This is a genomic window from Sphingorhabdus sp. (genome assembly GCF_046292425.1).
GTDB lineage: Bacteria > Pseudomonadota > Alphaproteobacteria > Sphingomonadales > Sphingomonadaceae > Sphingorhabdus_B.
In genome coordinates this window covers 1-12,202 of sequence record NZ_JBKBQV010000074.1, presented here as the reverse complement: position 1 = coordinate 12,202, position 12,202 = coordinate 1, and the positions used below count along the sequence as shown (strand labels likewise).

Genomic DNA, 12,202 nt, shown 5'->3' with positions numbered 1-12,202 from the left:
GCGCGTTAGGACCGCAGCAATTGTCACCGGAATAAAAGAGATAATAATATCCGTCATGCAGTACCACCCAAGCGCCTTCTACGAGGCGCTGGTAATTTTTGGGGTCTTCGTCTTTTATGACGTCGATTAAATCGGTTGTTGTGCTGCCCTCCGCAAAAGACGTGCGATCAGGCGCAAGTTCACGAACCTTGATTGGGCCAAAACCCGAGCCCCAATAAAGCAAACGCCGTCCCGTCGCAGGATCATCAAAAGACATGGGGTCAATGTTGACAAACCCGTCACCACATTGCAGCGGCGTCCCTATGTCTATAAATGGTCCCTGCGGTTGCCTCGCGGTTGCTACAGCCAGGCACAGGCCGCTGACCTTATCGATAAGTGCCACATCGGGCTTGGCGGAATAATAGAGATAATAGCGCCCATCGTGCAAAGCGACATGCGGAGCCCAAAAATCTTGGGTTTGGCTGGCCCAAACCGGTTTGTCGGGCAATGCGTCGCCGACGCGCTCCCACTTTTGCAAATCGCGTGACCGAATAGTCTGGATGTTCTGCATTTTGCCATCCACCTCGCCCTGCGTGGCGTAGACATAATAATAGCCATCGGGCGCCCTGACCGATGCCGGATCGGGGAAGTTTGCATCAAAAACCGGGTTGGCAATAATAGCTGTGCTAACCACGCCATTTGGGATGTTGGCGCAACTGCTCAGAAAGCTGGCGGCAACAACTGCCAAGCCGAATGTGAAACCTTTCATGCACCTTCTCCTCAACGAGTGCCAAACTGCCAGATAATGATATTCTCGTACGTCTCGCCCGGATGCAGCGCGACAGTCGCGAAGCTTGGCTGGTTGGGTGCGTCGGGAAACATCTGCGGCTCCAGTGCTATCGCATCACCCATGCGATAGCTCTTTCCCGCCTTGCCGGAGGTAGAGCCGTCAAAGAAATTGCCAGAGTAGAATTGCATGCCGGGCTGGTTGGACAGCAAGGTCATTACTCGTCCCGAATGCGGATCTTCCAAAACAGCCAGTAGTCGCGGTTTCTTGGCCACTTTTTCGTCGATAATCCAGTTATGATCGTAGCCCCGTCCGTGGCGCAGCTGTTCATCCGCTACGTCACGGACCTGTTCACGGATTGGTTTTGGCGTCCGAAAATCAAAGGCGGTACCTGCAACCTCGCGGCGCTGCCCTGTAGGGATTACCCCGCTATCGACGGGCAAATAATGCTCTGCGGGTATTGTCAGCAGTTGGTCCATTGCATTGTGCGACGCGCCCTCGCCGGTTAAGTTCCAATAAGCGTGGTTGGATAGATTGACACAAGTCGGCGCGTCGGTAGTCGCATGGTAGGTCACCGACAACGCATTGCCCTCACTTAGCTGATATGTCGCGGTGACCGTCAAAGTGCCGGGATAACCCTGGTCGCCATCACGGCTGATGTGCGATAGTGTAACTGACAGAGCTTCCTCGTCGCAAGCTGAGACCGTCCAATTAACCTTGTCAAAGCCAACGTCGCCGCCATGAAGCGAATTCGCACCATCATTGGCAGGTACAGTATAGTCTTTGCCGTTAAGCGTGAAACGCGCATGTGCAATCCGATTGGCAACGCGTCCGACCGTTGAGCCAAAAAATTGCGGCTGGACCACATATTCATCCAGCGTTGCATAACCGGTTGTTACATCGTCAAAACGACCACACGCATCGGGCACAATAACGGATTGGATAGAGGCGCCATATGAAATGATTTTGACCGTCATCCCGCGAGCGTTCGTCAAGGTGACCAAATCGACGGTTTCACCATTGGCAAGCGTTCCGAAAACTTCTTTGATGAGCTTTGACCGCGTCAAATTTTATCCCCTTTTCATTTAAACTGATTTATATGATAAAACAAAACGCGTGACAACCGCGTAGCGAGTCAATGCACAATGCGTTGTCATGTAATGGAGACGATGTGAAATATTTCGGAATAATAGTGCTCGGCGCTTTCGCTTTTGCTGCCCATGGATCAAACAAGGGTGAGCCTGCTTTTGTGCCGGTGTTGTCGACTGACTTTCCCGATCCATTCATTTTTCGAAACGGAACTGAATTTCTCGCATATGCCACCAATGCCAGTGCAGATCGCGCTAATGTGCCAATGGCCCGGTCGACAAATCTTGTAGACTGGAAACTGCTGGCTGAAGGCGACAAGTTGCACGACGCCATGCCGCAGCTTCCGTCATGGGTGAAACGCGGGCTTACTTGGGCACCGGAAGTGCTCAAGACTCAGGACGGTTTTGTCTTGCACTTTACGGCTCGTGACAAAAAGAGCGACCTGCAGTGCTTAGGCACAGCGTTCAGCGTGAGCCCGATGGGACCCTTTACGTCCACGGCAGACAGGCCCGTTATATGTCAGACGGACCTTGGAGGAACCATTGATTCCCACGCATTCCGCGACACTGACGGGCAGTTCTATCTCTATTACAAAAATGACGGCAACAACCCGCAGTTCAAGAAGCCGACCGATATCTACGTGCAGCGGCTGACTCCGGACGGTTTAAACGTAGTGGGCGAGGCCACGCCGCTGCTACGTAACGACACTTCATGGGAGGCGCATGTCATCGAAGCGCCCACTATGGTCCGCCGTGGCGACAGCTACGTGATGTTTTATTCCGCCAACCATTATGGCTGGGAAACCCACCAGCGGCTTTCGCCTTATGCAATTGGCTATGCAACGTGCGAAGGTCCGATGGGGCCGTGCAAGGACGCCTCGAACAATCCAATCTTGAATAGCTATAATGACCGTAAAGTCGGGTGCTTGAGTGGCCCAGGGCATCAATCAGTGTTTGATGTAGGGGGTCGGCAATTCATCTCCTTCCATGCATGGGCCGCAACTAAGGGGTGCCGGAAATTCGATAATAAACGCTATATGTATATTGCACCATTATTGTGGAAGGACGGGAAACCGCAGATTGGCGTGAGCCTGCGGCCTGCCGCCCCAAAATGAAGACTGGGCCGCAAGGGTTTGCTATCCGCTGGACGCGGTGCATGACCGCGCGATGAACTCGGCGTGGCCGGGCATATGTTCGGCCATTTGACGATAGCTCAACCGCATTTTTTCAAGTGCGTCGTTCGCCATGTCCTCATCGATGGCATCAACTGCTGGTTCGGTTTCTAACGGCAAAACGCCTTGGCCAAATAAGACCGCGACCCAACTTGCAGTCCCGAAAAGTTCAAATCCTTCACGGAACAGCCGGCCTTTTGTACGCCAAAGCTCAAATTTGGTGGCAAGGCTATCCGGCACATCCATATTGCGGCAGTAATTCCAGAATTCGGAATCGTCACGCCGCGTTGCCTTGTAATGCAGGATGACAAAGTCGCGTACATCTTCGAATACGGTTTGCATTTGACGGTTATATTCGTCGCGCTCCGCAGGGTCAAAGCGACGGTCAGGGAACAAAGCGAGCAGCTTTACGATCCCGCTTTGAATGAGATGAATACTCGTGGATTCCAGCGGTTCGACAAACCCACTTGATAAACCAAGGGACACGACATTACCATTCCATGCGCGACGACGCCGACCTGCCGTAAACGTCAAATGGCGGGGTTCGGCAAGGATGTCTCCTTCGAGGCTCTCGACAAGCATGGATTCCGCGTCGACGCGCGCGAGATGGTTGCTTGCATATACCATGCCGTTACCCATGCGGTGCTGAAGCGGAATGCGCCACTGCCAGCCTGCGGCCAATGCAGTCGACCGCGTGAATGGATCTGGCTCGTCGGGAAGGCTGCAGGGCGCGGCGACAGCACGGTCGCAAGGCAGCCATTTGCTCCAGTCTTCATAGCCGGTGCCAAGCTTTTCCTCAATCAACAGCCCACGAAATCCCGAACAGTCGATGAATAGATCGCCCTCGATCTCGCGACCATCGGCAAGGGTAATAGACCGGACATGCCCGCTTTCGGGGTCAAGTGCTGATGCCACGATCTTGCCTTCTACGCGGCGCACACCGTCAGTTTCAGCCAGACGGCGCAGGAACAGTGCGTATAATCCAGCATCAAAATGGAACGCATAACCCAGTTGCGAAAGCGGCAGGCGCGCGTCGGGACCCGGCCGAGCGAAGCGGCCGAGTTCTGCCGCGACTGCGCTCATCGACCAGTTCTGGATATCCGGCATCGCGCGCTGCCGGGCGGCTCGCGAATACAGTTGGTGGAAATGGACACCCCGAAAATCCTGCCCATGCGGACCAAAAGGATGGAAATACCGCTCGCCCACGGCACCCCAGTTTACAAACTCTATCCCGAGTTTGAAGGTCCCGTTGGTCGCTGCAACAAATTCGTCTTCATTGATCCCTAGCATGTTGTTGAAGGCGATCAGCGGTGGGATCGTAGCTTCCCCTACCCCAACGGTCCCGATTTCGTCGGACTCGACAAGGCATATTTCCACCGCATTTTTTGCGCGCAATGTCGTCAAGGCGGCAGCGGCCATCCAGCCAGCCGTGCCGCCTCCAACGATCACTATCTTGCGAATGGCGTGCGCGTTCACGCTGCCTGCCGTTCAGTGAAGTACAAAAATCGTTTTTTCAATGAATCATACCTCCCGAACGGGTGACGGCCTGATTCAGATCAGAAACGGAACCTGACACCGGCCGACATCACCGACTCTTCGAACCGAACGACCATCGGGAACACTTCCTCGGCGCTCGGAACGCCACCGGGATAGTTGACCCGCACGATGTCCGATTTGAAAGGATCGTCGAGTATGTTTGTCCAATCAAAGAACACGGTGAACTTGTCCGTCAAAGCATAGCTGCTCGACCAGTCAAGCCGGGATACCGAATTGCCTCGGCCCTGTAGCGTGAAGAAACCATCCCGTTCTGCGCGGTCAGCTTCAGGGAAACTGCTACGGTGATTGTACGCAAGGCGTAATGTGAGGCCGCCGCGTTCGTACAGGCCGACAAGGTTGTACGTCCATTTTGATACGTCAGGGATGGGCGTACGCAATGTCGCTGCATTTGGTGCGCCAGGGCCAGCCGTGCAGGGTGCGTTGGCGTTGTTCGGACAGAAGAACCCGAACTCGGCTTTGGCGTCGATATAGGTGACGTTCGCCTGCGCACCCAGACCGCTTAGAGCGCCGGGAAGGAAGTCGAAAAATCCTCCGACCTGCGCTTCAAAACCCTTGATGCGTGCTTCCCTTGTATTGATGGGGCCGGATATGACTAGGGGCAATCCGGTTTCGGGATCGGGCTCAGGGAATTCATAGGCACGATTGGCAATGAACCCCTTCATGTCCCGGCGGAATACACCCACTGAGGCAAATCCTGTCGGTGAGAAGTAATATTCCAAGCTCGCATCGTAATTGTCAGAGTCGAGCGGTTTCAGGAAGGGGTTGCCCCCTGATCCCGTCCGGATACAGTCGGTCTGACCCGGCGTACATGCTGGTGTCGGCGCAAGCCGCAATGCGGGATTCAATTGTGAAAAATTCGGGCGGGTGCGGGTCTGGGTAAACGCGAGCCGTGCTTGAATTTCCGGGGTGAACTGAACACGCATATTCGCGCTAGGCAGCCAGTCGGTGTAACTGGTTTTGTAACTGATCGGTTGCGGTCCTGTTGTGGTGAAAATGGTGCCTGTCGTATCGGTCTCGGTTTTGACGACGCGAAGGCCCACTTGCCCATCAATCGTTACAGCGCCAGCTTCAAATTCGTAATTCGCCTGCGCATATCCTGCGTAAGATTTTTCGTTAATGTTGAACGTCCGGGCCGGATCATTTGGTGGGCCATCAACGGAACCATTGCCAGTCAGATTGATGTTGAACTGGCGCAGTTCCTTCAAGTTTTCATGCACGCTGTCAAACGTAGGTCCGAACCAGCTTACCGGGAAAGGTGCGTTTTTGTCGCCACGGAAACCGCGCGGTTGAAGGACATAATCAAGCGGCACGGCGCTAATCGGAATTCCTCGGTCCCGAAGGTTCCAGTAAAAATCGCCAGCACGCGAGGAGGCATCGCGATTGACGAAGCGCGCACCCCAACTCAACTTCGGCAGAAAGCTGATGCCGGTGGGATCATATTGAAAGTCAAGACGCGCTTGCAGATCGTCACCGCTGGCAGTCAGATAATCTTCGAAAAAGCCGCGATAGTTATAAATCGCTGGGTTAGTTGGGTCGACTCCGCGGATCTGGAACGTAGGGCCAGAACCGCCCGGACGACCGGTGAAGAAATCTACCGAATAATTTTTGGTGTTGATTTCATAATCCACACTTTCGGTGCGCAGATCGAATGTACTGTCTGTGCGAGCAATATCGGCAGTGACCCTTAATGGCCCGGCGTCCCACCGACCGCCAATGGCAAACTGATAGGTATTCGTGTCTCGTTTGGTTGCCCCTTGAAAGCCCCAGGTATGGTTTCCGCCACAGCAGTCCGTTGGCCGGTTGACCGTGCCGCTGATAAGTTGACCATTCTCCACCACAAGATTTTCATAGGATGCGCCACCCCAAAGCGGCTGCGCCCACATCCGGTCGGTCGCGCGTTCGCGATATCCTTGCCAAAGACCCTCGGCGTAAAATTCAAGGTCGGGTGAAGGACGCCATTGGAGCGCCCCATTTATGGAAGGGCGCCATCTTTCGGCTTCGGCATATTGAATTTCCGGCCAGTCAGGTGAACGCGCACCTGCAAGATCCGCGATAAAAAAGCCATGGCGACGTACAGAATCGCGGTAATGCATGCGCGTGTACGAGAAATTGATCAAAGCCCCAATTTCGCCATCGCCCGCGCTCCAGCGATCAGACAACAGCAACTGGGCATTTGGTTCCAGATCGCGCGATTTGTCGGGATAAACGCCCCAAACAGAGCCTGCAATCTCTGAGCCTTCGAAGTCAAACGGACGTCGCGAACGAACATTGATAAGGCCGGCAATGCCTGGCTCGACCAAATCGGCGCTTGATGTCTTGAAGACGTCGATGGCGCTAATGCCGCCGGCAGGGAAATCTTGCAGAGCTACCGACCGCGTTTCCGCCGTGAATATCTCACGCCCATTATAAGTCGTTGTGTAATTGAACCGGTCGAGGCCGCGCAATAGGACGCGGTTGGCTTCGCCGCCCCTACGTTCCACCTGAATTCCCGGGATACGTGCGGCGGTGTCCGAAACCGCGACATCCGGTAGTTTTCCAATGTCTTCAGCAACAATCGAGTCAACAATCTTGTCTGACCGTTGCTTTTGGCTTTGTGCCGATTGAAGTGAGGCGCGAAGCCCGGTTACAACAATTGCGTCTTCCTCTGCGCTACCCGCGCCCTGAGCGGGTGCTGCATCCTGCGCATAGGCTGCGCTGACGGACAAAGAAATCACAGCAAACGATGCTGTACAACGGGCGATGGTCTTAAAGCGCATATAAGGTCCCCTCTTCACGACCGCAAACACGGTTCTCTAAGCATGCAATATACGAAATTTTCCTGCTGGAGCAAGTCAATTGTATGATTTATCCTATAGAACGGATTATTTGGTCAATTGTTACCATTCGGCAACGCTGCCGTCCGCGTGTCGCCACACCGGGTTTCGCCAACGATGCCTATGTTTGTGCGCCTCACGCACCTTGGTTTCATCAATTTCTATGCCAAGCCCGGGTCCCGTTGGAATGGGCAGGAACCCGTCCACAGGCGTCAGAACCTCGGGATTGGTGCAAAATGTGTGCAAATCGTGGGTATCATTATAGTGGATGCCCAACGACATTTCCTGAATGATCACATTTGGCGTGCTCGCTGCCAGTTGCAGGCACGCACCCAGTGCAAGCGGGCCCAGCGGGCAATGCGGCGCAACGGCAACATCATAAGATTCAGCCATCGCCGCAATTTTGCGGCACTCGGTAATGCCGCCAGCATGGCTCAAGTCGGGCTGAATAATATCAACCGCGCCGCTGGCCAGAAACGGCTTGAAGTCCCAGCGCGAATATAACCGCTCACCGACCGCAATTGGCGTGCTGACCATCCCTGCAAGCTGCGCCAGTGCTTCAGGGTTTTCCGATAGGATTGGTTCTTCGATGAACAACAAGCCAAGCGGTTCAAGCAATTTGGCCAGTTGTTTCGCCATTGGCCGGTGGACGCGCCCGTGGAAATCGACGCCGACATCCAACCCTTCACTTTGAGCCGCGACCACGCGTTCAACAACTTCGTCCATCTTGGGCGCAACCAGATAGTCGATTTCCGAAGTGGCATTCATCTTCACAGCGGAGAAGCCTTGGGCACGGCGCGCCTGGGCAGCCGCAGCGATATCATCAGGTCGGTCGCCACCTATCCATGCATAAGCGCGTATCTTGTTACGCACACGCCCACCGAGCATTTCCCAGACCGGCAAACCATAATGCCTACCCTTCCAGTCCCATAATGCCTGATCGAGTCCAGCAATTGCCGACATCAACACTGGCCCGCCCCGATAAAATCCGCCCCGATACCCAACCTGCCATATATCTTCGATTTGCCGTGGATCGGTGCCCAAAAAACGGTCTCGCAGCGCCTCTATTGCGCCGTCCACCGCTTCAGCGTGCCCCTCAAGGCTTGCCTCACCCCAGCCAACACCGCCATCCTCGGTTTCCATTCTTACAAAAAGCCAGCGTGGGGGGACATGGAAGGTTTCGATTCTGGCGATTTTCATAACGAATATTCTTCTTCTACGACAAACTGTGATTGCACATTTATATGATAATACATACAATGCAATCGGAACTAGCTTTGCACCCCGACGTATCGCTGGGCAGGATTAAGCCGCAGGAGAAAGGTCGCTATGTGGCACGCAAAATACATTGCAGTGGACTGGGGAACGACCAACCGCCGCGCGTGGCTTATTGACAGCAGTGGCTCAGTCGAATCCGAATTCAAGGATCATCTTGGACTAATGTCGGTGCCGAAAGGCGGTTTTGACTCAGCGGCTGCGGACATTCGCAAGCAGCTTGGCGACTACCCCATGCTTCTCGCCGGAATGGTCGGTTCGGACAGGGGGTGGCGGCAAGCAGGCTATGTGCCTTGCCCAGCCGACGCTGCGTTGCTCGCTGCTTCGATCTTATGGGTCGAGCCGATGCGCACCGGCATCATCCCCGGCGTTTGCCAGACAGAGGGCCATGCTGATGTTATGCGCGGCGAAGAAGTGCAGGTGCTCGGTGCGCAAGCCATCGCTTCACTCTCGCCCAATGCTATCATTTGCCACCCGGGGACGCACTGCAAATGGATCCATCTCCAAAACGGTCGGATTAGTCGCTTTCAAACTGCGATGACGGGCGAGATTTTCGATCTGCTGAAAACACATAGCATATTGGCAGCCCAGATGAGTGACGACGTGATGTACAACGCGTCGTTTCAACAGGGATTGAAGGACGCGCGCGATGGCGCGCCGTTGCTCAACGCTTTGTTCGCCGTAAGGGCACGTTACCTTTTGCAAGCAGCGCCCCCCGCTGATGCATCTTATGCCAGCGGGCTTCTGATTGGCAATGACGTGATGGCGGGGCTCATGCAGGCTGCCTCTGGCAGTCACGTGACGCTGATCGGGCGACCGGACCTTTGTCATCTTTACGCCAGAGCCATTGCAGCATCGGGATGCACTAGCAGCTTTGTCGATGGCGGGGCAGCTTTTCGCGCTGGCATCGACTCCATTATTCGGCAATTGGGTGAATAAATTGGCACAGCTTACCGACAGATTCACGAACCACATCCATCGCTGTCCACTGATTGCGATATTGCGCGGCATTAGGCCGGACGAAATCCTTGCCGTAGGCCGGGCGCTTATGGAGTGCGGCATAAACATTATCGAAATCCCACTCAACTCACCCGACCCCTTGGAAAGTATCAGGCGTCTCGCTGCCGATGCCGGCGACAACGCCATAGTCGGCGCAGGTACCGTGTTGCGCGTGGAAGATGTGGCAGCAGTCAAAAAGGCTGGCGGTCAATTGGTGGTGTCACCGAACACCGATCCCCACGTTATCGCGGCAACCGTCTCAGCAGGGATGATTTCAATTCCCGGCTATTTCACGCCGACTGAAGCGTTCGCCGCGATCCATGCGGGTGCCCACGCCATTAAACTGTTTCCTGCCGAGGCTGCTTCGCCCGCTGTGGTGAAAGCGCAAAGGGCTGTTCTTCCGGCCGGTTTTCCCCTGTTTATTGTCGGGGGGGTGCAAGCTGAAGATGCGACAAAATGGCTATCGGCCGGTGCAAGCGGCTTCGGCCTTGGCGGTGCCCTGTATCGTCCGGGTTATTCGGCTTCGCATGTCTACGAAGCAGCGTCGCAGTTCGTTGCCGCACTACCATTGCAGGATCTCGCATGACAATCCGCATTGCGCTTATTGGCTTTGGCAAGATTGCACGCGATGAGCATCTTCCCGCTATTAAAGGAAACCCGGACTTTGAACTGGTAGCAATTGTAACACCCACCAAGCCGGTGGACGTCGTCTGCCCCCATTTCCGCAGTGTTGCGGATATGTTTTATTCTATGCCTACTGGTGTCGACGCAGTCGCCATTTGCACGCCCCCCGGGCCACGTTTTGCGATAGCCACTGAGGTGGCCACTGCCGGTGTAGCCATGTTGCTGGAAAAGCCGCCGGCTGCAACGCTTGGCGAACTGGACATGCTCCTCCAAGTCGCAGAGAGCCACGAGGTGCCCATATTCACAGCATGGCATTCGCAATATGCTGCAGCAGTTGATGCTGCACGACACGCGCTTGCCAGCGAAGAGATAATATCTATTTCTCTCCTTTGGCAGGAGGACGTCCGCAAATTTCATGCTGGTCAGCAGTGGATTTGGGAAGCCGGCGGCTTTGGTGTTTTCGACCCGGGCATTAACGGTCTGTCGATCTTGACGCGTATCCTCGACGAACCCTTATTGGTTGACGATGCCACGCTTTATTTTCCTTCAAACAAACAGGCCCCAATTGCCACGGAAATATGCTTTCAAGGCAGTGCACGCACTGCTGCTTTCGACTGGCGTAGTGGCACCGAGGAACAATGGTCCATCCGGCTCATGACGCAATCTGGCAAAATTGTCGACATTTCACAGGGCGGCGCGCAGCTTGACATCGATGGGACACGACAAACTCTGCCCGACCATAATGAATATCGCGGAATATATAAGGAATTCGCGCAGATCGTCAAAAGTCGGCGCAGCCGGGTCGACCGCGAACCCTTACGTATCGTGGCGGACTGCTTCCTGACTGGTACGCGTAAAATGGTGGAAGATTTTGTCTGATTTTGCCGATAAAGGAGCGCACAGAGCGAAACATGCGCGGGCGCAAATCGGCCGGGGGGTCAAAACATGAATGCAGTATCCGACATGAACTTGTCATCGGCAATGGGCCGCAATCTGACTTATGGCATGCTGGACAATCTCGGTAAGGCTATTGTCACGGGCCATTATGACGATCAGCCATTTCCCACCGAAGCTGAACTTGCCAAGCAATATGATGTTAGCCGGTCAGTTGTGCGTGAGGCAGTAAAGATGCTGGGCGCCAAGGGTTTACTAACGGCACGGCCGCGCAAAGGCACGACCATTCAGGCGACTGACCGCTGGAACCTGTTCGACATAGATGTCTTGCGTTGGCTGCTCGACCGTAAGTTTTCGCTTTCTGTGCTTAGGCAGTTTTCGGAACTGCGCGAAGCCATCGAACCTGCTGCCGCTGCGCTGGCCGCTCGGGCTCATAGTGATGAGGGACTCGCGGCAATTGAAGCAGGTTTTGCAAGGATGGAAGCTGCCGAGCGCGACGAGGATGATTCGCTTGAGGCAGATATCGCGTTTCACATTGCAATATTGCAGGCGTCAGCCAATCCGTTTTACGCGCAATTTCGCGACGTCGTGACAACAGCTTTGCGCACCTCCATACGCTTCACCAACCGTTTCAAGGGCCGCACCGCCAGCTTGCCTCAGCACAAGGCGGTACTTGACGCAATTGCGCAGCGCGAACCTGAAAAAGCCCGGGCCGCCATGGCAGCGCTGATTGCGGATGTTATGATGCTCATCGCTGAAGCGGAAAGAACCGGATAAGATGGAATGTCTTGCCGACGTGCGCGCAGTGCTGGGCGAAGGGCCATGTTGGGCACAGCGCAACCAAAGCCTTTTTTGGGTCGACATCAATACCCCGCATGTTTTCCAGTGGAGCGCGGCACGGGGAACGCAAACGCATCCGGTCAGTGAAAAAATCTGCTCGATCATTCCGCGTGCGACGGGGGGATATATTGGTGCTAGTTATGATGGCCTTATCGCCATCTCGGATGAATTTGC

Annotated in this window: 11 protein-coding genes; 6 read left to right on the top strand and 5 right to left on the bottom strand. The window is 54.8% G+C overall.

Going from position 1 to position 12,202, the window contains the following annotated elements; translation table 11 throughout:
* Both ACK4S7_RS12315 and ACK4S7_RS12310 read right to left on the bottom strand, forming a co-directional pair.
* The coding region (locus ACK4S7_RS12315) for a glycoside hydrolase family 43 protein (RefSeq protein WP_409647306.1) at nucleotides 1-748 on the bottom strand (748 nt) is incomplete at its 3' end.
* Between the two features lie 11 nt (nucleotides 749-759).
* Nucleotides 760-1,833: an aldose epimerase family protein gene (locus ACK4S7_RS12310; protein ID WP_409647304.1), complete on the bottom strand. Its 1,074-nt coding sequence runs from the start codon at nucleotides 1,831-1,833 to the stop codon at nucleotides 760-762.
* A gap of 104 nt (nucleotides 1,834-1,937) precedes the next feature.
* On the opposite strand from ACK4S7_RS12310, the gene ACK4S7_RS12305 reads away from it, so the two are divergent.
* A complete protein-coding gene (locus ACK4S7_RS12305; RefSeq protein WP_409647302.1) occupies nucleotides 1,938-2,969 on the top strand; it encodes a glycoside hydrolase family 43 protein in 1,032 nt (343 codons plus the stop codon).
* A gap of 21 nt (nucleotides 2,970-2,990) precedes the next feature.
* On the opposite strand, the gene ACK4S7_RS12300 is transcribed toward ACK4S7_RS12305, so the two are convergent.
* From ACK4S7_RS12300 to dgoD, 3 genes are all read right to left on the bottom strand, one after another.
* Nucleotides 2,991-4,502, bottom strand: a complete 1,512-nt coding sequence (locus ACK4S7_RS12300) for a tryptophan halogenase family protein (protein WP_409647300.1) — start codon at nucleotides 4,500-4,502, stop codon at nucleotides 2,991-2,993.
* An 80-nt stretch (nucleotides 4,503-4,582) separates the two neighbouring features.
* A complete protein-coding gene (locus tag ACK4S7_RS12295; RefSeq protein WP_409647297.1) occupies nucleotides 4,583-7,339 on the bottom strand; it encodes a TonB-dependent receptor in 2,757 nt (918 codons plus the stop codon).
* A 120-nt stretch (nucleotides 7,340-7,459) separates the two neighbouring features.
* On the bottom strand, nucleotides 7,460-8,596 hold the full coding sequence (gene dgoD, locus ACK4S7_RS12290; protein WP_409647295.1) for a galactonate dehydratase: 1,137 nt from the start codon (nucleotides 8,594-8,596) through the stop codon (nucleotides 7,460-7,462).
* A 129-nt stretch (nucleotides 8,597-8,725) separates the two neighbouring features.
* Between dgoD and ACK4S7_RS12285 the strand changes: the two genes are divergently transcribed.
* The 5 genes from ACK4S7_RS12285 to ACK4S7_RS12265 all read left to right on the top strand — a co-directional run.
* Nucleotides 8,726-9,610, top strand: a complete 885-nt coding sequence (locus ACK4S7_RS12285) for a 2-dehydro-3-deoxygalactonokinase (RefSeq protein ID WP_409647293.1) — start codon at nucleotides 8,726-8,728, stop codon at nucleotides 9,608-9,610.
* Nucleotide 9,611: 1 nt separating this feature from the next.
* Nucleotides 9,612-10,256 (top strand): 2-dehydro-3-deoxy-6-phosphogalactonate aldolase, encoded by a 645-nt coding sequence (locus ACK4S7_RS12280; protein ID WP_409647291.1) that lies wholly within the window; start codon nucleotides 9,612-9,614, stop codon nucleotides 10,254-10,256.
* The gene (locus ACK4S7_RS12275) at nucleotides 10,253-11,173 is read left to right on the top strand and encodes a Gfo/Idh/MocA family protein (RefSeq protein WP_409647289.1); all 921 of its coding nucleotides are present in this window, start codon (nucleotides 10,253-10,255) and stop codon (nucleotides 11,171-11,173) included. Before ACK4S7_RS12280 ends, ACK4S7_RS12275 begins: the two co-directional genes overlap by 4 nt.
* A gap of 66 nt (nucleotides 11,174-11,239) precedes the next feature.
* Complete coding sequence (locus ACK4S7_RS12270) at nucleotides 11,240-11,965, top strand: FadR/GntR family transcriptional regulator (RefSeq protein ID WP_409647287.1); 726 nt, start codon at nucleotides 11,240-11,242, stop codon at nucleotides 11,963-11,965.
* A gap of 19 nt (nucleotides 11,966-11,984) precedes the next feature.
* The coding region (locus ACK4S7_RS12265; RefSeq protein WP_409647285.1) for an SMP-30/gluconolactonase/LRE family protein at nucleotides 11,985-12,202 on the top strand (218 nt) is incomplete at its 3' end.

Coding starts and splice junctions, on each gene's coding strand:
- ACK4S7_RS12295 (WP_409647297.1), bottom strand. CDS start 7,339: ATGCGCTTTAAGACCATCGCCCGTTGTACAGCATCGTTTGCTGTGATT.
- dgoD (WP_409647295.1), bottom strand. CDS start 8,596: ATGAAAATCGCCAGAATCGAAACCTTCCATGTCCCCCCACGCTGGCTT.
- ACK4S7_RS12285 (WP_409647293.1), top strand. CDS start 8,726: ATGTGGCACGCAAAATACATTGCAGTGGACTGGGGAACGACCAACCGC.
- ACK4S7_RS12275 (WP_409647289.1), top strand. CDS start 10,253: ATGACAATCCGCATTGCGCTTATTGGCTTTGGCAAGATTGCACGCGAT.
- ACK4S7_RS12270 (WP_409647287.1), top strand. CDS start 11,240: ATGAATGCAGTATCCGACATGAACTTGTCATCGGCAATGGGCCGCAAT.